This window comes from Pseudomonas sp. (genome assembly GCF_035497915.1).
GTDB lineage: Bacteria > Pseudomonadota > Gammaproteobacteria > Pseudomonadales > Pseudomonadaceae > Serpens.
In genome coordinates this window covers 96,132-115,801 of the sequence record NZ_DATJCS010000014.1, presented here as the reverse complement: position 1 = coordinate 115,801, position 19,670 = coordinate 96,132, and the positions used below count along the sequence as shown (strand labels likewise).

Genomic DNA, 19,670 nt, shown 5'->3' with positions numbered 1-19,670 from the left:
CCCCATCGCGGCTGAAGCCGCTCCTACGTATATGCCAAAAGCCAGCCGACGCTGATCGCCCTACAGATACTGCGGTTTCAGAACGCCGCGCAGCTTCTCCTTGGGAATGTTCAGCTCCGGATGGCCACTGGCATAGGGCGCGAGGCTGTACACGTCGTACTTGAGCAGCACCCGGTCACTGAGCAGGGCGATGTTGCGGGTCGGCTGGAACTGCCAGAAGGCGACGAATTCCTTGTCCTGGGCATGGCCCTTTTCCACCAGCCAGCGCTGGTGTGCCTCGGCGGCGAGCTTCCAGAACGCCGCCTCCTGGCCGGGCAGCAGCAGGTCCGCCAGCTGCAGCTCACGGTCGCCGCGCCGCTCGTAGATGATGAAGCCGCGCCCGGGCAGGCCGTGGGCACCGCCGGTGTACTGGTAACTGGACAGTTCGATGATGATCAGCCCGCCATGCTGCTCGCGCACCTGCGCCTGCAGGTAGCTGGTCTGCTCGGGCTCGGCGCTGCGCAGGTAGCTGTGCTGGTACGCGCGCAGCGAGGCCGGCAAGGGATCGCCGGCATGCAGCCGGGTCATTTCCAGCAGGCGCCGCTCGATCAGCCGGTTCAGCACCGGCTCGTCGGGGAAATGCAGGGTGTCGATATTGACCAGCGGGCAGGCCTCTCCCTGGCAGCCGGCCGGGCGTTGTTCCCAGGCCTGTCGTTCATAGGACGCCTGATCGCCGAACGGCAGCAGCTGGCAGGCACTCAAGAGGGTGAAACTGGCGGGCAGAAGACGCTTGAACATGGGCAGATCCCTTGACCGGCGCTGAGGAGGCTTCAGCTTGGCACGCCAACGCTCATCGGCAAAGTGGCTGCGGCGCGCCCCGTGGCACGCTAGGATGATCGTCAGCGTTTCCCTTTATCTGGATGTACCCCCATGTCCGATTTCTTCAAGGCCGATGCCGACGCGGTCGAAGTCGTGCGCCGCGAACACTGCTTCCGCGGCTTCTACCGTCTCGACCGCCTGCAGCTGCGCCATCGCCAGTTCTCCGGTGCGATGGGCCCGCTGATCAGCCGTGAGCTGTTCGTGCGCCACGACGCCGTGTGCGTGCTGCCCTACGACCCGGTGCGCGACGAGGTGGTGCTGATCGAACAGTTCCGCGTCGGCGCGCTGGACAAGAAGACCAGCCCCTGGCTGCTGGAACTGGTGGCCGGTCTCATCGAGGAAGGCGAGCAGCCCGAGGAGGTGGCGCGTCGCGAAGCCATCGAGGAAGCCGACCTGACCCTGGACCGCCTCTGGCCGATCACCGAGTACTTCCCCTCGCCCGGCGGTTCCGACGAGCGCGTGCACCTGTACCTGGGCCGCTGCGACAGCAGCGCCGCCGGCGGCGTGCATGGCCTGGCCGAGGAAGGCGAGGATATCCGCGTGCATGTGCTGTCCTACGCGCACGCCCTGCAGGCCCTCAAGGACGGCCTGATGGACAACGCCGCCAGCCTGATCGCCCTGCAGTGGCTGGCGCTCAATCGTGACGAAGTGCGGGGCGCCTGGAGTTGATGGTGACCGGACGCGAACGTTATCGGGTCGACCTGTGCGAATTGCAGGCCAGCTGCGAAGCCAATTACCAGCGACTGATGAAGCTGCTGCCGGACATGCGCGCCGGCAGCCCGCGTGCGCGCCGCGTGGCGCTGAGCCAGGGCGAACACCTGCTCGGCGTACTGGCGGTGGATGTGCTGGAGAACTGCCCCTACACCACCAGCCTGCGCGTACGCCAGGAAAACGGCCTGCCCTGGCTGCCGGCACCGCAGCTGGAAGTGCGCGTGTACCACGACGCGCGCATGGCCGAGGTCGTCGGCGCGGCCGAGTCGCGCCGCTTCCTGGGCCGCTATCCCTATCCCAACGAGGCGATGCACCAGCCGGACGAAAAGACCCAGCTCAACCTGTTCCTCGGGGAATGGCTGAGTCACTGCCAGGCCCTCGGCCATGAACTGGAGCCGGTTCTGTAACGATTTCGCCACCCATGGTGTGAACCACTTCCGATTTTCGGGTTTGCCGGTACCCGTGCGCATCTCGATAATCCCGATTCCCTTGCACGAGAGCGCACGCCTTTGCCGAGCCTGACTGATTCCACATCGGACACCCCGGTAGTGCTGGTTCAACTGACCGACAGCCATCTGTTCGCCGATCCCGGCGGGCGCCTGCTGGGCATGAACACCGCCGACAGCCTGACCCTGGTCATCGACCGGGTGCTGGCCGAGCAGCCCCACATCGACCTGCTGCTGGCCACTGGCGACCTGTCCCAGGACGGCTCGCGCGCCTCCTACCTGACCTTCCTGGGCATGACCGCGCGGATTCCCGCGCCGCTGCGCGCCTTCCCGGGCAATCATGACCTGCACGATCCGCTGCGCGAGCTGGCCCGGGGCGGTGCGCTGCTCGACCCGGTGGCGGACTGCGGTGCCTGGCGCATCGTGCTGCTGGATACCGCCGTGCCCGATGCCGTGCATGGCCATCTGCTGGATGACCAGCTGCATCTGCTGGCCCGCGCACTGGATGAACAACCCGAACGCCCGGCGCTGATCTGCCTGCATCACCACCCGGTGCCGATCGGTTGCGCCTGGATGGATCGTATCGGCCTGGACAATGCCGAGGCGCTGTTCGCCGTGCTCGACAGCCGGCCGCAGGTGCGCGCCCTGCTCTGGGGACACGTCCATCAGGAATTCGACCGCATGCGCAACGGCGTGCGTTTGCTGGGCTCGCCCTCCACCTGCGTGCAGTTCGCGCCGGGCAGCGAACACTTCAAGGTCGGCGACCAGGCGCCGGGCTATCGCTGGTTGCGCCTGCACCCGGACGGCGGCCTGGAAACCGGCGTCTCTCGGGTGGCCGATATCGCCTTCGATATCGATTACAACGTGCGGGGCTATTGAGCGTCACGGTCCGGCCGATACAGGCAGCACCGAGCCCGGCTTGCAGCGCGTGCCAGTGCGCTTTAGCCTTGCCCACCCACCAGACATCCGTTATCGACCGCGCGCATGCCCAGCCTCCTCTATCTGCATGGCTTCAACAGCTCGCCGTCCTCGAAGAAGGCCCGCCAGTTGGTGCGCGCCTGCGAGCGGCTGGGCATCGCCGAGCAGTTGCGGGTTCCAGCCCTGCATCACCACCCGCGCCTGGCCATCGCACAGTGCGAACAGGCCATCGCCGAACTGGGCGCGCCGCTGCTGATCGGCAGCTCGCTGGGCGGCTACTACGCCACGCACCTGGCCGAGCGCCACGGGCTGAAGGCCCTGCTGATCAACCCCGCCGTGTTGCCCCACACGCGCTTCGACGGCTACCTGGGCGCGCAGCAGAACCTGTACAGCGGCGAAACCTGGCAGCTGACCCACGAGCACATCCAGGCGCTGGCCGAACTGGAGGTCGCCCCGCCGCAGGACCCGCAACGTTTCCAGGTGTGGCTGCAGACCGGCGACGAGACCCTCGACTACCGCCAGGCCCAGGCCTGGTACCGGGCCTGCGCGCTGCGCATCCAGCCCGGCGGCGACCACAGCTATCAGGGGTTTTCCCAACAACTGCCGGCCCTGTTCGCCTTCGCCGGCTTCGCTTCGAGCCTGTGGCGCGACCACGACTTTTCCGATCTTTGACGAACAAGAGAGCCCATGGCCACTTACAACGCCGACGCCATTGAAGTCCTTTCCGGCCTCGATCCGGTGCGCAAGCGCCCGGGCATGTACACGGACACCACCCGCCCCAACCACCTGGCCCAGGAAGTCATCGACAACAGCGTCGACGAGGCGCTGGCCGGCCACGCGAAATCGGTGCAGGTCATCCTGCACCCCGACAACTCGCTGGAGGTGATCGACGACGGGCGCGGCATGCCGGTGGACATCCACCCGGAGGAAGGTGTGCCCGGCGTGGAGCTGATCCTCACCAAGCTGCATGCCGGCGGCAAGTTCTCCAACAAGAACTACCAGTTCTCCGGCGGCCTGCATGGCGTGGGCATTTCCGTGGTGAACGCGCTCTCCACCCAGGTGGAGGTGCGGGTGCGCCGCGACGGCAACGAGTACCGCATGACCTTCGCCGAGGGCTTCAAGGCCAGCGACCTGGAGATCATCGGCACGGTGGGCAAGCGCAACACCGGCACCAGCGTGCACTTCTGGCCGGATGCCAAGTACTTCGACTCGGCGAAGTTCTCGGTCAGCCGCCTCAAGCACGTGCTCAAGGCCAAGGCGGTGCTCTGCCCCGGCCTGTCGGTGGTCTTCGAGGACCGCAACACCAGCGAACGCATCGAATGGTGCTACGAGGACGGCCTGCGCACCTACCTGAGCGACGCGGTCAGTGAGTTCCTGCGCCTGCCCGAGGAACCGTTCTACGGCAACCTGGCCGGCGAACGCGAAGCCGTGGAATGGGCGCTGCTGTGGCTGCCCGAAGGCGGCGACGCGGTGCAGGAAAGCTACGTCAACCTGATCCCCACCGCGCAGGGCGGCACCCACGTCAACGGCCTGCGCCAGGGCCTGCTGGACGCCATGCGCGAGTTCTGCGAGTTCCGCAGCCTGCTGCCGCGCGGCGTCAAGCTGGCCCCCGAGGACATCTGGGAGCGCATCGCCTTCGTGCTGTCGATGAAGATGCAGGAGCCGCAGTTCTCCGGGCAGACCAAGGAACGCCTGTCGTCCCGCGAGGCCGCCGCCTTCGTCTCCGGGGTGGTCAAGGACGCCTTCAGCCTGTGGCTCAACGCCCATCCCGAGCAGGGCCTGCAACTGGCCGAACTGGCCATCAGCAACGCCGGCCGGCGCCTGAAGGCCAGCAAGAAGGTCGAGCGCAAGAAGATCACCCAGGGCCCGGCGCTGCCCGGCAAGCTGGCCGATTGCGCCGGCCAGGATCCGAAGCGCGCCGAACTGTTCCTGGTGGAGGGTGACTCCGCCGGCGGCAGCGCCAAGCAGGCGCGCGACAAGGAGTTCCAGGCGATCCTGCCGCTGCGCGGCAAGATCCTCAACACCTGGGAAGTGGATGGCGGCGAAGTGCTGGCCAGCCAGGAAGTGCACAACATCGCCGTGGCCGTCGGCCTCGACCCGGGCTCGGACGACCTGTCGCAGCTGCGCTACGGCAAGATCTGCATCCTCGCCGACGCCGACTCCGACGGCCTGCACATCGCCACCCTGCTGTGCGCGCTGTTCGTCCAGCACTTCCGCCCGCTGGTGGAGGCCGGGCATGTCTACGTGGCGATGCCGCCGCTGTACCGCATCGATCTGGGCAAGGAGGTGTTCTATGCCCTCGACGAGGCCGAGCGTGACGGCATCCTTGAACGCCTCTCCGCCGAGAAGCGCCGCGGCAAGCCGCAGGTCACCCGCTTCAAGGGCCTGGGCGAGATGAACCCGCCGCAGCTGCGCGAAACCACCATGGACCCCAACACCCGGCGCCTGGTGCAGCTGACCCTGGACGATTTTGCCGTGACCAGCGAAATCATGGACATGCTGCTGGCCAAGAAGCGCGCCAGCGACCGCAAGAACTGGCTGGAAGCCAAGGGCAACCTGGCCGAGGTCGTGGCTTGATCCGCGACTGGCTGCTCGCCGGCCTGCTGCTGGCCACCGGCGCCCAGGCCGGCGGACTCGAACAGCTGCGACTGCAGGCCGAACATCCCGTCGATGGCGTGCCGCACGGCAACCTGTCCGGGCTGGCCTGGTGCGGCGATGGTTTCTGGACGGTCTCCGACCGCGACGACGATCGCCTGTATCGCCTGGTGCCCGGCGAGCAGAGCTGGTCCGTCGAGGAGGAACGCTTCAGCGCCCCACCGCCACCGCCCTCCGGCCTGCCCTGGGGTCTGCGCCAGGGCCAGCTGCTGATCGGCTGGGTGCGCGGCGGCATGCTGGATTTCGAGGGCATCAGCTGCGACGGCAGCGGCAATCGCTACCTGCTCAGCGAAAGCCGCCTGGGTGTGCTGCGGATTCCCCCGGTCGGCCCGCCCCGCTGGCTGAAGCTGCCGCCGGCGCTGATCGACCAGGCGCGCGGCGCCGGCCTGCTGCAGCGCCACAACGCGTTTCTCGAAGGCATCGCCGTGGACCCGGCCAGCCAGCGCCTGTGGCTGGCCGCCGAGCGCGAGCGGCGCGGTCTGCTGGTGCTGCATCGCCAGCAGGCGGACTGGCATTGCAACGGCGGCTGCCTGCTGCTCAGCGAGGGCGGCTTCGAGCCGCCACCGCCACAGAGCGGCCTGACCCGTCCGCAGCCATTGGACTTCAGCGACCTGGCCTTCCATCAGGAACGCCTGTTCACCCTGGAGCGCATGGCCCACCAGATCTGCCGCCGTTCGCTGTATACCGGGCAGGCCGAGCGCTGCTGGTCGTTCGCCGATGTCACGCTCGGCGAGCAGCGCCGCTATGGTGCACCGCACGGTGTGGCGGAAGGCCTGTGGCTGGACGCCAAGGGCGCCTGGGTGCTGATCGACAACGGCGAATTGGCGCGTGGCGACGGCGAGCGCCGTCCGCTGCTCTGGTACTTCGCCGCGCCGGAAGGCGGCTGGGAGGCGACGCCATGAGCGGCGCACCGCCCGGCAAGCGCCTCGGGCGCATCATGCTGCTGCTCGCCTGGGGCGCCGGCATGCTGCTGGCCACGCGCTTCTTCGCCCAGTGGGAGGAATCGCGCTACAACCCCAATCCGGCGCCGGCCTCGCTGCACAGCGCCAACCATATCGAGGTGAGCCTGCAGGGCGACGGTCAGGGCCATTTTCGCGCCAGCGGGCGCATCAACGGCCAGCCGGTGCTGTTCCTGCTCGATACCGGCGCCACCGACGTGGCTGTGCCCGAATCGCTGGTCGAGCAACTCGGCCTGGAGCGCGGCGCGCCCATCGAGCTGCTCACCGCCAACGGCCGCGCCACCGGCAATCGCACGCGCCTGGAACGCCTGCAACTGGGCGACATCGTGCTCACCGACGTGCGCGCGCTGATCGCGCCGGGCATGGGCAACGACCAGGTGCTGCTGGGCATGAGCGCCCTGCGCCAACTCGAATTCACGCAGCGCGACGGCACCCTGCTGCTGCGCCAGTACTTTTCAAACTAGGGCCCGACTATGAGCGAAACCCTCGACCTCAGCCTGGATGGCGTGGAGCGCCGCTCCCTCGCCGAGTTCACCGAACAGGCCTATCTGAACTATTCCATGTACGTGATCATGGATCGGGCCTTGCCGCACATCGGCGACGGCCTCAAGCCGGTGCAGCGCCGCATCGTCTATGCCATGAGCGAACTGGGCCTGAACGCCGATTCCAAGCACAAGAAGTCGGCGCGCACCGTCGGCGACGTGCTCGGCAAGTACCACCCGCACGGCGACTCGGCCTGCTACGAGGCCATGGTGCTGATGGCCCAGCCGTTCAGCTACCGCTACACGCTGGTGGACGGCCAGGGCAACTGGGGCGCGCCGGACGATCCCAAGTCGTTCGCCGCCATGCGTTACACCGAGGCGCGCCTGTCGCGCTATTCCGAGGTGCTGCTGTCCGAACTGGGCCAGGGCACCAGCGACTGGGTGCCCAACTTCGACGGCACCCTCGACGAGCCGGCCGTACTGCCGGCGCGCCTGCCCAACCTGCTGCTCAACGGCACCACCGGCATCGCCGTAGGCATGGCCACCGACGTGCCGCCGCACAACCTGCGTGAAGTGGCCACCGCCTGCGTGCGCCTGCTCGACGAGCCGAACGCCACGGTGGCGCAGCTGTGCGAACACGTGCCCGGCCCGGACTTCCCCACCGAGGCCGAGGTCATCAGCTCGCGCGCCGACCTGCTGAAGATGTACGAAACCGGCCGCGGCTCGGTGCGTATGCGAGCCGTGTACCGGGTCGAGGACGGCGACGTGGTGATCACCGCGCTGCCGCACCAGGTGTCCGGCGCCAAGGTGCTGGAGCAGATCGCCGCGCAGATGCAGGCCAAGAAGCTGCCGATGGTCGCCGACCTGCGCGACGAATCGGACCACGAGAACCCCTGCCGCATCGTCATCATTCCGCGCTCCAACCGCGTGGACGTGGAAGACCTGATGCGTCACCTGTTCGCCACCACGGAGCTGGAATCCAGCTACCGGGTGAACATGAACGTCATCGGCCTGGACGGCCGCCCGCAGGTCAAGGACCTGCGCACCCTGCTGAGCGAATGGCTGACCTACCGCATCGGCACCGTGCGCCGCCGCCTGCAGTTCCGCCTGGACAAGGTCGAGAAGCGCCTGCACCTGTTGGAAGGCCTGCTGGTCGCCTTCCTCAACCTCGACGAAGTGATTGCCATCATCCGCAGCGAGGACCAGCCCAAGGCGGTGCTGATGGAACGCTTCGGCCTCAGCGACCTGCAGACCGACTACATCCTCGACACCAAGCTGCGCCAGCTGGCCCGTCTGGAGGAAATGAAGATCCGTGGCGAGCAGGACGAGCTGGCCAAGGAACGCGACAAGCTACTGGCCCTGCTGGGCAGCGAGACCAAGCTGAAGAAGCTGGTGCGCAAGGAACTGCTGGAGGACGCCGAGACCTACGGCGACGCGCGCCGTTCGCCGATCATCGAACGCGCCGAGGCCCGCGCCCTGTCGGAAACCGAGCTGCTGCCGTCCGAGCCGGTCACCGTGGTGCTCTCCGAAATGGGCTGGGTGCGTTGCGCCAAGGGCCACGAGGTGGATGCCGCTGGGCTGTCCTACAAGGCCGGCGACAGCTTCAAGTCCGCCGCGCCGGGCCGCTCCAACCAGTACGCGGTGTTCATCGACAGCAGCGGCCGCAGCTATTCGCTGGCCGCCCACTCGCTGCCCTCCGCACGCGGCCAGGGCGAGCCGCTCACCGGTCGCCTCACCCCGCCGCCCGGCGCCAGCTTCGAATGCGTGATGCTGCCGGAAGACGAGGCGCTGTATGTACTGGCCTCGGATGCCGGCTACGGCTTCGTGGCCAAGGGCGACGACCTGCAGGCCAAGAACAAGGCCGGCAAGGCGCTGCTCACCCTGCCGGCTGGCGCCAAGGTACTGCCGCCGTTGCCGCTGACCAATCGCGAGCAGGACTGGTTGGCGGCGGCCACCACCGATGGCCGTCTGCTGCTGTTCCGCATCGCCGAACTGCCGCAGCTGCCCAAGGGCAAGGGCAACAAGTTGATCAGCATTCCCGCCGACCGCGTGGCGTCCCGCGAGGAGTACATCACCGCGCTGGCCGTGCTGCCGGAAGGCGCCAACCTGGTGCTGCAGGCGGGCAAGCGCACCCTGACGCTCAAGGGCGAGGATCTGGCCCATTACCAGGGTGAACGGGGCCGACGCGGCAACAAGCTGCCGCGCGGGTTCCAGCGGGTCGACGCACTGCAGGTGGAAATCTGAGGGTAGTGCTGGGAGAATGCGCCGCACCAAGCGGCGCGCGCCGTACACGCCCTGTGCGTGAGGCGACCTGACCGCACATTAGAATCACGGGCCGGCGAACCAGCCGGCCCAGCTGCTGCCAATCCGGCCGCCCCTTGGCGGCCTGCGGGTGAATGATGAAGTACATGCGCTTTGCGGCGCTGTCGCTGGTGATGGGGCTGTTGACGGTGGGCGGTTGTATCAGCCGACCGCCCGTGCTCTATCAGCTGGACAGCGGCAGTCCGACACTCAAGGAAAAGTCCTCCGGGCTGATGGTCCTGCTCGAACCGGTGGACATTGCCGATTACCTCAACCAGAGCGATGCCGTGCTGCAACGTCAGCTCGACGGCACCCTGATGCCCGACCGGGACGCCCGCTGGGCCGGCAACCTGGGCGACAACATCGACAACGTCATGCTGCAACGCCTGGCCGGTCGGCTGAGCGGCCAACGCGTCGCCCTGGAACCGGCCGCCGGCTTCGAACCGGACATCGAGGTACGCCTGAGCATTTCCCGGCTGGACTCCGGCCCGGACAAGCCGGCCGTGCTGGAGGGCCAGTGGCGGCTGCTGGACCGCAGCGGCAAGCTGCGGGACAGCCGCCTGGTGCGCCTGGAGGCGGCCCACCAGGGCAGCACCGCCGACCAGATCCGCGCCCAGAGCCAGTTGCTGCAGCAACTGGCCGAGCAGCTCGCCGGCGCCATCGAACCGCTGTCGCGGCAGATCGTCGCCGCCCGCAAGGTACGCCCGAGCGAGCCGCAGGCACCGCAGATCCCCACCGTCGAGCCGATCCGCACCGACGTGGAGATCTATCGGTTCTAAGGCTGGGCCGCGAGGGCCGGCGCCGCCCATTGCCGGTCACCGTTGCAGTGCTCTTCAGGGTGGCCAACGCGCTGCGTTGACTACCCTACGCCCGGCGCCGATCCGTAGGACGGTCGGCGCCTTTCCGGCCGCCGTGCGCAGGCTCCTGGCGGCCAGGAACAACGATCCTACGTGGCCCTACTTCAATTCGGCGGAGCTCTTGCCGAGCAGCCGGCGCGCAATGATCAGTTGCTGGATCTGCTGGGTGCCCTCGAAGATGTCGAGGATCTTCGCGTCGCGCGCCCACTTTTCCAGCAGCTCATCCTCGCCATAGCCCAGCGCACCCACCAGCGCCACGCAGCCAAGGGTCACCTCGCCCACCATGCGGCCCGCCTTGGCCTTGGCAATCGAGGCGTCCTTCGAGTTCGGCAGGCGGTTATCGGCCATCCACGCCGCCTTGAGGGTGAGTAGCCGCGCCGCCTCCCACTCCGCTTCGTAGCGATGCCAGCAGGCCTCGGCGTGTTTCAGCTCCAGCAGGGGGCGCCGGTGATCGAAGCGGCAATCGGCCTGTTCCAGCAGCGCGCGGCTGCGATCCAGGGATGCCCGCGCCAGTCCCACCGCCATGGCGGCGACCAGCGGCCGGGTGTTGTCGAAGGTCTCCATCACCCCGGCAAAGCCCTTCTGCGCATCGATCTCGGGGCTGCCGAGCAAGTTGGTAGCGGGCACCCGGCAATCCTGGAAGCTGATCGACGCGGTGTCCGAGGCCTTGATACCGAGCTTCTTCTCCAGCCGGGTGACGCTCATGCCCGGCGTACCCTTTTCCACCACGAAGGACTTGATCGCCGCCCGCCCCTGGCTGCGCTCCAGGGTCGCCCAGACCACCACCGCATCGGCCCGCGCGCCGGCGGTGACAAAGATCTTCTCGCCATTGAGTACATAGTGGTCGCCGTCGCGGATCGCCGTGGTGCGGATCGCCGCCGAGTCGGAGCCGCAGCCGGGCTCGGTGATGGCCATGGCGGCCCAGACATGGGCAAAGCGCTGGCGCTGTTCCTCGTTGGCCACCGCCGCGATGGCGGCATTGCCCAGCCCCTGGCGCGGCATGGATAGCAGCAGGCCAACATCGCCCCAGCACATTTCCATCACCGCCAGGCAGGCGGACAGGTTGCCGCCATTGCGTACGCCGTCGGCAGCGCCCTCGCTACGCTTGCCCGCCGCGCCCGCTCCCACGGCATCCGGCGAGGCGGCATTCATGCCGTCGAGCAAGGCGGCGAGCATGTCCAATTCCTTGGGATAGGCATGCTCGGCGCGGTCGTAGGTGCGCGACAGCGGACGCAGGTAGTTTGCCGCCACCTGGTGCGCCTGGTTGACCAGCGCGCGGAATTTTCGCGGAGTTTCCAGATACATGGCCGATCCTCAGAGCTGCATGGCGCCGTTGAGCACGCCCACGGCGCGCAGATCCCGGTACCAGCGCTCGACCGGGTGTTCCTGGGTGAAGCCGTGCCCACCCAGCAGCTGCACCGCCGCACTGCCGATGCGCGGGGCGTGTTCGCCGCAGAACAGCCGGGCACGCCAGGCCTGCTCCTGGAAATCCAGCCCCCGGTCGGCACGCGCGCAGGCCCGCCAGAGCATCAGGCGCATACCCTCCAGTTCGATGGCCAGGTCGGCGATGCTGAACGCCACCCCCTGGCGATGGCTAATTGGCTCACCGAAGGCGTGGCGTTCGTTGCAGTAGGTGATTACGTAATCGAGAGCCGCCTGGCAGGTGCCCACTGCCAGGGCGCACCAGCCGAGGGCGGACAGATCGAGGAAAGCCCGATGATCGAAGCCGCGCCCGGCAAGCCGGGCATCGCGCTCCACCTTCACCCGATGCAGGCGGATGCGGGTGGTGGCGCAGGCCTTCAGCCCCATGGCGGGCTCCGGCCGGCGCGAGAGCCCGTCAGCGTCGGTCGGCACCCGGAACAGCGCCGGGCCGTCGCTGCACTGGGCCGAGACGATCAGGTACTCGGCGTGCCCACCCTGCAGCACCAGGCACTTCTCGCCATCGAGCCGATACTGCCCGCCGCGCTTGCGCGCGCGGGTGGCGGGCCGTGCGGGATCGGCCAGTACCTGCGGCTCGTTGATGGCCAGGGCATAGTGCGGTGCATCTTCCTGCAGCAAGGCCGGCAACCAGCGTTGCTGCTGCTCGGCACTGCTCCAACGGCGCAGGCAATGGGCCGCCGACAGCGGCTGCAACAAGGCGGCGGCCAGGGACAGATCTCCATGGGCCAGGGTCTCGGCCAGCAAGGCCGTGGTCAGCGCCGTGGGGCCACCGGCCAGCCCGCCCATGGACTCCGGCACGCCGTAATGCGCCAGCCCGAGGACGGCTGCCTGCGCCTGCAGCGCCGGGGGAAGGGCAGCCTGAGCATCGGCTTCCAGCGCCGCCGGACGCATGACCTCGGCGGCGAACGGGGCGAGCAGGTCGCGTAGCAGCTGCTGCTCCTCGCTCAGCGACAGGTCGAACAGCTCCGCCGGCCCGCTCAGCAGCGGCCGGGTGGGCACGAGGGATGGCCGGCGGGTGGCCAGCCGGAAGCCGGCACGACTGCCACGCAGCAGGAGGCCTTCCAGCGGTTTGCGTAACTTGAATCGGTCCGGCCAGTCGGCGCGGGCCAGGCGATTGAGCAGGGCCAGGGCGTGGCCCTGGAGCGTGGTGGTCATGGGTATCGTCCCGATTCGGCGCGGAACCGGGATGATGCTCAGGGAGCCGGAGGCAGCCTATGACCCTGGCGCCGGCAGCGGCTGGCGGATCGGCATGCGCGGCAAGGCAGCGCGGACAAGTCCGCTCCCACAATGGCCAGCAAGCCCCCGCACGAACTCCTGGGAGCGGACTCGTCCGCGAGCTTCTGGCTGCGGCCCGCCCGAAAGCCTACCGGCATTCCAGGCTGGCGATCACTTCTGGCGAATCTTCTCGACGATCGCGGTGGTCGAGCTGTTTTCCACCAGCCCCAGCACCTTCACCACGCCGCCATGGGCGCGGACGATGTCGGCGCCGACCACACCCTCGATGCCATAGTCGCCGCCCTTGACCAGCACATCCGGCAACAGCTCGCGCAGCAGGTTCTCCGGCGTGTCCTCGGCGAAGCTGGTCACCCAGTCCACCGCTTCCAGGCCGGCCAGCACGGCCATGCGCCGGTCGACGGCGTTGATCGGGCGGCCCGGCCCCTTGAGGCGGGTCACCGAGGCGTCGTCGTTGACCGCGACGATCAGGCGGTCGCCCTGGGCGCGGGCCTGTTCCAGGTAGGTCACATGGCCGGCATGCAGGATGTCGAAGCAGCCGTTGGTGAAGACGATCTTCTCGCCCTGGGCGCGGGCATCCTCGATGGCCAGCTTCAACTGGTCGAGGGACAGCACGCCGCGCTCGGAACCCGCCTCGCGCTGGACGGCGCGACGCAGTTCCGGTGCGCTGATGGCGGCGGTGCCCAGCTTGCCGACCACGATGCCGGCCGCCAGGTTGGCCAGCGCCGTGGCCTGGGGCAGCTCCTCGCCGGCCGCCAGCGCGGCGGCCAGGGTGGAGATCACCGTGTCGCCGGCGCCGGTGACGTCGAACACCTCGCGGGCACGCGCCGGCAGGTGCAGCGCCGGCTGATCCGGACGCAGCAGGGTCACGCCATGCTCGCTGCGGGTCACCAGCAGCGCGCCCAGCTCCAGCTCGGCCATCAGCCGGCTGCCTCTGGCCACCAGCTCGGCCTCGTCCGCGCAGTGGCCGACGACCGCCTCGAACTCGGAGAGGTTGGGGGTGATCAGACTGGCACCGCGATAGATGGAGAAATCCTTGCCCTTGGGGTCGGCCAGCACCGGGATGTTGCGCGCGCGGGCGGCCTGAATCAGTGCCTGGTGATTCTGCAGCGCGCCTTTGCCGTAGTCGGACAGCACCAGCACCTTCACGCCGGCTAGCTGCCGCTCGACCTCGGCGGCCAGCGCGGCGGTGTCGGTATTGAAGGGTTCCTCGAAGTCCATGCGCAGTAGCTGCTGGCTGCGACTGATGACGCGCAGCTTGACGATGGTCGGCTGGTCGCCGATGCGCTGGAAGCAGGTGACCACGCCGGCGGCCGTCAGGCTCTGGTCCAGGCAGTGGGCCGCCTCGTCCTCGCCGGTGACACCGACCAGGCGGACCGGCGCGCCCAGGGCGGCGATGTTCAGCGCCACGTTGGCCGCGCCACCCGGGCGATCTTCTCGGTGCTCGACCTTGACCACCGGCACCGGCGCCTCGGGCGAGATGCGCGAGGTGCCGCCATGCCAGTAGCGGTCGAGCATGACATCACCGACCACCAGCACGGCGGCCTGGTCAAAACGGGGCATGGACAGGTGCATGGACACTCCGGAGGCAGGCGAAAAATGCGCGGATTCTAACACAGCGCGGAAACGGCCATAGCGGCACACTCAGCCCGTAGCAGGCCTGGACTACGCTTGACGGACCGGCCACATTCCCCACCTGACCGGAGCCTCCTCCAACCCATGACGTTCTATGTCCCTTACCACTCGCAGGGCTGGCACGGCCGCATCGCCAACGGCTGGCAGTCGCTGCTGGAGGATGTGGATGGCTGGCTGACGCTGAATCCCGGCGAGTCGGTGGTCGACTTCCCTTCGCGGCAGGTGCGCCGGGTCGAAACCCCGGCGGGACGGGTGTACGTGAAGATCCTGCGCAGCGGCGGCGACGCGCACGGCCCGCGCCGCTGGGTCAGCGACCTGAAATGGTACCTGCGCCCCTCGCGGGCCCTGGCGATCCTGCGTGTCTCGCAGGCCCTGCTGGCCGAGGGCTTCGTCTGTCCGCTGCCGATCCTTGCCGCCCGGCGTCGTTCATCCTGGGGTTGGCCGACCGAACTGTTCATCAGCTATGAGCGCCTGGGCACCAACCTGGCGCAACGGCTGGATACCGCGCCGGATGCCGAGGCAACCCGGGCCGTGCTGGCCTCGACCGCCGACGAGCTGCGCCGCTTCCACCGGGCCGGCTTCGTGCATGGTGACTGTACGCCGTACAACCTGGCGTTCACCGACGAGGGGCGTCTGATCCTGTTCGACAATGACCGCACCCGGCGCAGCCCAGCATGGCTGCGCCGGCACCAGCAGGAACGCAGCCTGGCCAACCTGGGCCTGCGTCTGACCCAGTTCGCGCAGAGTCCCGAGCCCTTTCGGCTGTTTCTCGACCGCTATGCCGACTCTGCCGCCGAAGCCGACCGCATCCTGGCCCTGATCCGCAAGCGGCTGAAGTCCAAGGGGCTGGACTTCAGCTAGCCACTCAGGCCTCGGCGTCCTCGTCCTTGAACTGGTGGGAATGCAACCGGGCGTAATAGCCCTGCTGGGCCAGCAGCTCGGCGTGGTTGCCACGCTCGACGATGCGCCCCTGATCCATCACCAGGATCAAGTCGGCCTTCTCGATGGTGGACAACCGGTGGGCGATCACCAGCGTGGTGCGCCCGCTCATCACCCGATCCAGCGCAGCCTGGATATGCCGCTCGGACTCGGTGTCCAGCGCCGAAGTCGCTTCATCGAGAATCAGCACCGGGGCGTTCTTCAGCAACGCCCGGGCGATGGCCAGGCGCTGGCGTTGGCCGCCGGACAGCAGCACGCCGTTTTCGCCGACGTCGGTGTCGAAGCCCTCCGGCAGACGATCGATGAACTCCCGCGCATAGGCCGCCTCGGCGGCCTGCTCAATCTGCTCGCGGGGCGCGCCGGCCAGATCGCCGTAGGCGATGTTATCGGCGACGGTGCCATTGAACAGGGTGACCTGCTGGGTGACCAGGGCGATGTGGCGGCGCAGATTGCGCAACCGGTAGTCCTCGACCGGCATGCCGTCGAGCAGGATCTGCCCCTGCTCGTGCTGATAGAAGCGCGGAATCAGGTTGGCCAGAGTCGACTTGCCGCTGCCCGAACGCCCGACCAGCGCCACCATCTGTCCCGGCTCGGCGGTGAAGCTGATGTCGCTGAGCACCGCCTTGTCGCTGCCTGGGTAGCGGAAGTTCAGGTTGCGCACCTCGAGCCGCCCGGTCACCCGCTCGCGCTCCTGGGTGCCGCGATCCGGCTCGGGCGCTTCGTCCAGTTGCTCGAAGATGCTTTCGGCGCCGGCCAGGCCCTTCTGGATGGTCGAGCTGATTTCCGAGAGCTGACGGATCGGCTTGGGCAGCAGGCCAGCAGCGGTGATGTAGGCGACCAGCTCGCCCACCGTCGCCTCGCCACGCAACAGCAGCACGAGGAACAGCACCGCCGCCATGGCGCTATAGGTCACCAGTTGCAAGGTCGGCGTGTAGATGGCACTGGTACGGGTCATGCGCAGTTGCCGGTGAGTATTGTTGGCGCTGGCCTCCAGGAAACGCCGCGACTCATACGACTCGCCGCCGAAACTGCGCACCACGCGGTAACCCTGGATGGTTTCCGAGGCCACATGGGTAACATCGCCCATCGAGACCTGGATGCGCTTGCTCTGCTTGCGGAACTTCTTGCCGGCGATGCCAACGATCACCCCGATCACCGGCAGGATGGCCACCATCACCAGGGTCAGCTTCCAGTTCATCCACAGCAGGTAGGCGAACAGGAAGATCACTGTCAGGCCTTCGCGGATCATGATCTTGATCGCCTCGGTGGCCGCGCCGGTCACCATGGTCACGTTGTAGGTGATGCGCGAGATCAGATGACCCGAGTTGTGCTCGTCGAAATAACGGTTGGGCAGCACCAGCAGGCTGTTGAACAACGCGACCCGCAGGTCGTGGACCAGCCCGAGGGAGACCCTGGAAATGAAGTAGTTACCAAGGAAGGAGCCGATGCCCTGCCACGCGGCAATCACCACGATCATCAGCGGCACGATTTCCAGCAGCTTGAAATCCTGCAGCAGCGGGACGCCCGGGAACATCGCGGCTTCCGGGTTGGCCAGGCCATCGACGAAGTACTTGAGGATGCCAGCCAGCATCGGCTGGCCAGAGGCGAAAATCACGAAGCCCAGGATGCTCAGGGCGAAATAGCCGATATAAGGCTTCACATAGCCCAGCAGGCGCAGATAGATCCTGAAGCTGGAGGCGCCGGCGGCGCGCGGGTCGGAATGGCTCATGCACAGGGGTCCGGGACGGCAGGGGGCGGATTCTAGCATGGGCTCGGCGACAGGGCGTCCGAGCACGCTTGAACGAACTCCCCCACAGCAACACTTCGCCACCACCGGAATGGCTGGATTTCGACGAGCGGAGGCAATATGTCCGTATGAACGGCAGACACGGCAGACACGGCAGAGTTTCCACCGAAAGACCAAGCCACCATCAGCTCCTTGTCATTTATTCTGACCGGAAAAACTTTTTGCCTCCTGCAGCGCATCTCGAAAGCGATCAACAACCCTGTCGACCGAAAACTCAACAACAGAATCTCTTACCGACTCTCTACTAGGCAGAGAGGTTTCCCCATCTAGAATACTCTGCAAAATCCCTAGACAACGACTTTGATCATCCAATTCAAACAACCACCCATTAACCCCTTCCCTAATAATACTCGCAGGACCCACTGGACAATTGCTTGAAACACACGGAATCCCCCGCATCATTGCCTCAGCAATAACCAGGCCAAATCCCTCGTACTTAGAATTAAGCAATAAAACCCCTGCAGAATCGACCAAACTCCAAGGATCCTCCTGCCAGCCATGCAATCTAACCCTATCTACCAACCCTTTCTCTATAACCAGGCGCTTTAACTCATCATCTCGCCCTCTTGTCATAGAGCCACCAATCAAATCAAGCGTCCACTCTCCCCTCAGGCCTGCGAGCATTCCGATCAGATCCAATACCCGCTTCTCCGGATCGGTCCGCCCAACGTAAATAAATCTACGAGCATCCCTCGGTATAAGCTGAGCCTCCCGAATAGGATTCCCAACAAACGTTACATTCTGCCGGTTAAAACCAACTGAAAGCTCGGTCATGAGCCCTTTGCTAATTGCCAAATGCTCATCGAATAAATCCAAAGCTGCAGAGACCACATCACCACTATCTATGGAAAGCGTACCATGGGGCCATGAAAATAGAGGGATCGCAGGATTTTCCTCCCTAAAAAGTACAAACTCTTTTCTAAGCCTATACAGTACAGGCTCAACGTTAAGGATCACTAACGCATCACAGGAATGAGAAACCCTTTTTAATATATCTCTAACCCCCAACCTCAAAAACAAGTTATACAGCACCCTGGGACGAAAAAAATTTTTATCTCGCAGAATAGGAGGCATCGAAAACTCATAATAGCTCTCAAAATTTTTTTTATAACCCCTATCCTTGAAAGGCTGTAGAAAAAAAACAATAGACTCAATATCCCGAGCTTTCAAACCCTCCACCACATGCAAGAGCACATTCTCCAAGCCACCCTTGCCATCTTGCCGCCCCAAAACCAAGAATCCAACCTTCATACATCACTCCACAAGCTAAAATTCCCTTCAACCTAGAGCAGCTAGCTGCGGAAATACTTCCAAACAGCACCAGCAAATATTCAATTAAATTTAAATCGGACTCGCCCGTATAATTTAGCAAGCAACGGGAATGAAAAAATCGACCAGAACAGCACCCTGTATTTCAAACTTAAACTTCTGACAGCCTCTCTATGCGTGCCGAGGTAATCGAAAACAACATTCAGCTTATCAACAGAAAGCTCCGGAGCCCTCGAGTTCGCATACAGAGATCGAATCATCTCCTGCACAACTTTAGCTTCCGCCCAGCCTGCAATATCAGCCCAACCCATCTGCTCCGCTATCCTTCGGTGTTCCTCGACAGCCAAAGCCCTGTAAAACCTGTTTAACGCTCCCCTATCCCTAACGGCAGCAGTAATTGAGTCAACATTAACCCTATTATAATAATAACCAACCTGCGATAGTTTCACATAAGCCAAATTATTTGCCCGAATTACAACCGAGGGCATTACATAAAGATCCTCATAAAGCTGACCCACCGGAAATCTGACATCACCCCAAAGCTCTTTCCTGAAAAACTTCCCCCACGGAGAATTATAGACCGTATCCCGAACAATCCGACGCTTCAGCTCTTCAGCTGATATCCCAGGGTACCAGTCATTAAAAAATGGCTTTATACCCTTTGCATTAACCTCACAGTGGTCAAATAACAGTATTTCCGCCTGTAACTCATCCGCCTTATCGACCAAAACCTCGACCAAAGACGCATCAATATAGTCATCCGCATCCACAAACATTACATAAGCACCCGAAGCCCTATCAAGCGCTATGTTACGCGCCGCACTCACCCCACCATTTTTCTGATGAACAACTTGTACTCGGGAATCTTGCAAAGCATACTCATCACAAATTTCGCCACAGCGGTCTGGCGAGCCATCATCAACAAGGATGACCTCAACATTCCTATAAGTCTGCCCAACAACCGAATTGATACAGCGCCTTATATATTCTTCAACACGATAAACAGGGATGATTATCGAAACCAACGGCCTGACGTTTTCCACACAAAACTCCGCTATTTCAAAGCCCCGCCGAGCCCCAAAGTATCCCTTAGAAATCAAAAGGATCGACCGGGTTAATTTTCCTCAGAAATTTACCCGAAGAAGCTACGGCCTGCCAGC

General features: G+C 65.2%; 17 protein-coding genes. 10 read left to right on the top strand and 7 right to left on the bottom strand.

Features of this window, described 5'->3' with window-relative positions:
- Positions 1–60: 60 nt before the first annotated feature.
- Positions 61–777, bottom strand: coding sequence for an RsiV family protein (locus VL129_RS05135; protein WP_325410751.1), 717 nt, complete (start codon positions 775–777; stop codon positions 61–63).
- 132 nt (positions 778–909) lie between these two features.
- On the opposite strand from VL129_RS05135, the gene nudF reads away from it, so the two are divergent.
- From nudF to VL129_RS05090, 9 genes are all read left to right on the top strand, one after another.
- Positions 910–1,527: an ADP-ribose diphosphatase gene (gene nudF / locus VL129_RS05130; RefSeq protein WP_325410749.1), complete on the top strand. Its 618-nt coding sequence runs from the start codon at positions 910–912 to the stop codon at positions 1,525–1,527.
- 2 nt (positions 1,528–1,529) lie between these two features.
- Positions 1,530–1,976, top strand: coding sequence for a DUF1249 domain-containing protein (locus VL129_RS05125; protein WP_414705135.1), 447 nt, complete (start codon positions 1,530–1,532; stop codon positions 1,974–1,976).
- Positions 1,977–2,078: 102 nt separating this feature from the next.
- A complete protein-coding gene (cpdA, locus tag VL129_RS05120; RefSeq protein ID WP_325410745.1) occupies positions 2,079–2,894 on the top strand; it encodes a 3',5'-cyclic-AMP phosphodiesterase in 816 nt (271 codons plus the stop codon).
- Positions 2,895–2,999: 105 nt separating this feature from the next.
- Positions 3,000–3,605: a YqiA/YcfP family alpha/beta fold hydrolase gene (locus VL129_RS05115; RefSeq protein ID WP_325410744.1), complete on the top strand. Its 606-nt coding sequence runs from the start codon at positions 3,000–3,002 to the stop codon at positions 3,603–3,605.
- Positions 3,606–3,620: 15 nt separating this feature from the next.
- Positions 3,621–5,510 carry a DNA topoisomerase IV subunit B gene (gene parE / locus VL129_RS05110; protein ID WP_325410743.1) on the top strand — a complete coding sequence of 630 codons (1,890 nt, stop codon included), beginning with the start codon at positions 3,621–3,623 and terminating at the stop codon, positions 5,508–5,510.
- Positions 5,511–5,533: 23 nt separating this feature from the next.
- On the top strand, positions 5,534–6,490 hold the full coding sequence (locus VL129_RS05105) for an esterase-like activity of phytase family protein (RefSeq protein WP_325410755.1): 957 nt from the start codon (positions 5,534–5,536) through the stop codon (positions 6,488–6,490).
- Positions 6,487–7,011 carry a retropepsin-like aspartic protease family protein gene (locus VL129_RS05100; protein ID WP_325410742.1) on the top strand — a complete coding sequence of 175 codons (525 nt, stop codon included), beginning with the start codon at positions 6,487–6,489 and terminating at the stop codon, positions 7,009–7,011. The genes VL129_RS05105 and VL129_RS05100 overlap by 4 nt, the downstream gene beginning before the upstream one ends.
- A 9-nt stretch (positions 7,012–7,020) precedes the next feature.
- Entirely contained in the window at positions 7,021–9,273 is a 2,253-nt protein-coding gene (parC, locus tag VL129_RS05095; protein WP_325410740.1) for a DNA topoisomerase IV subunit A, read from the top strand.
- Between the two features lie 155 nt (positions 9,274–9,428).
- Positions 9,429–10,109 carry a PqiC family protein gene (locus VL129_RS05090; protein WP_325410753.1) on the top strand — a complete coding sequence of 227 codons (681 nt, stop codon included), beginning with the start codon at positions 9,429–9,431 and terminating at the stop codon, positions 10,107–10,109.
- A gap of 177 nt (positions 10,110–10,286) precedes the next feature.
- Here VL129_RS05090 and VL129_RS05085 read toward each other — a convergent pair whose 3' ends face one another.
- From VL129_RS05085 to hldE, 3 genes are all read right to left on the bottom strand, one after another.
- A complete protein-coding gene (locus VL129_RS05085) occupies positions 10,287–11,492 on the bottom strand; it encodes an acyl-CoA dehydrogenase family protein (protein WP_325410738.1) in 1,206 nt (401 codons plus the stop codon).
- Between the two features lie 9 nt (positions 11,493–11,501).
- Complete coding sequence (locus tag VL129_RS05080; RefSeq protein ID WP_325410736.1) at positions 11,502–12,782, bottom strand: acyl-CoA dehydrogenase family protein; 1,281 nt, start codon at positions 12,780–12,782, stop codon at positions 11,502–11,504.
- A 231-nt stretch (positions 12,783–13,013) separates the two neighbouring features.
- Positions 13,014–14,435 carry a bifunctional D-glycero-beta-D-manno-heptose-7-phosphate kinase/D-glycero-beta-D-manno-heptose 1-phosphate adenylyltransferase HldE gene (gene hldE / locus VL129_RS05075; RefSeq protein ID WP_325410734.1) on the bottom strand — a complete coding sequence of 474 codons (1,422 nt, stop codon included), beginning with the start codon at positions 14,433–14,435 and terminating at the stop codon, positions 13,014–13,016.
- A gap of 144 nt (positions 14,436–14,579) precedes the next feature.
- Between hldE and VL129_RS05070 the strand changes: the two genes are divergently transcribed.
- Entirely contained in the window at positions 14,580–15,356 is a 777-nt protein-coding gene (locus tag VL129_RS05070; protein ID WP_325410732.1) for a lipopolysaccharide kinase InaA family protein, read from the top strand.
- A gap of 4 nt (positions 15,357–15,360) precedes the next feature.
- On the opposite strand, the gene msbA is transcribed toward VL129_RS05070, so the two are convergent.
- The 3 genes from msbA to VL129_RS05055 all read right to left on the bottom strand — a co-directional run bounded on the left by msbA (position 15,361) and on the right by VL129_RS05055 (position 19,553).
- Entirely contained in the window at positions 15,361–17,163 is a 1,803-nt protein-coding gene (gene msbA, locus VL129_RS05065; protein WP_325410729.1) for a lipid A export permease/ATP-binding protein MsbA, read from the bottom strand.
- Between the two features lie 213 nt (positions 17,164–17,376).
- Positions 17,377–18,492 (bottom strand): glycosyltransferase, encoded by a 1,116-nt coding sequence (locus VL129_RS05060; RefSeq protein WP_325410727.1) that lies wholly within the window; start codon positions 18,490–18,492, stop codon positions 17,377–17,379.
- A gap of 80 nt (positions 18,493–18,572) precedes the next feature.
- Positions 18,573–19,553 (bottom strand): glycosyltransferase family 2 protein, encoded by a 981-nt coding sequence (locus tag VL129_RS05055; RefSeq protein WP_325410725.1) that lies wholly within the window; start codon positions 19,551–19,553, stop codon positions 18,573–18,575.
- Positions 19,554–19,670 lie beyond the last annotated feature (117 nt).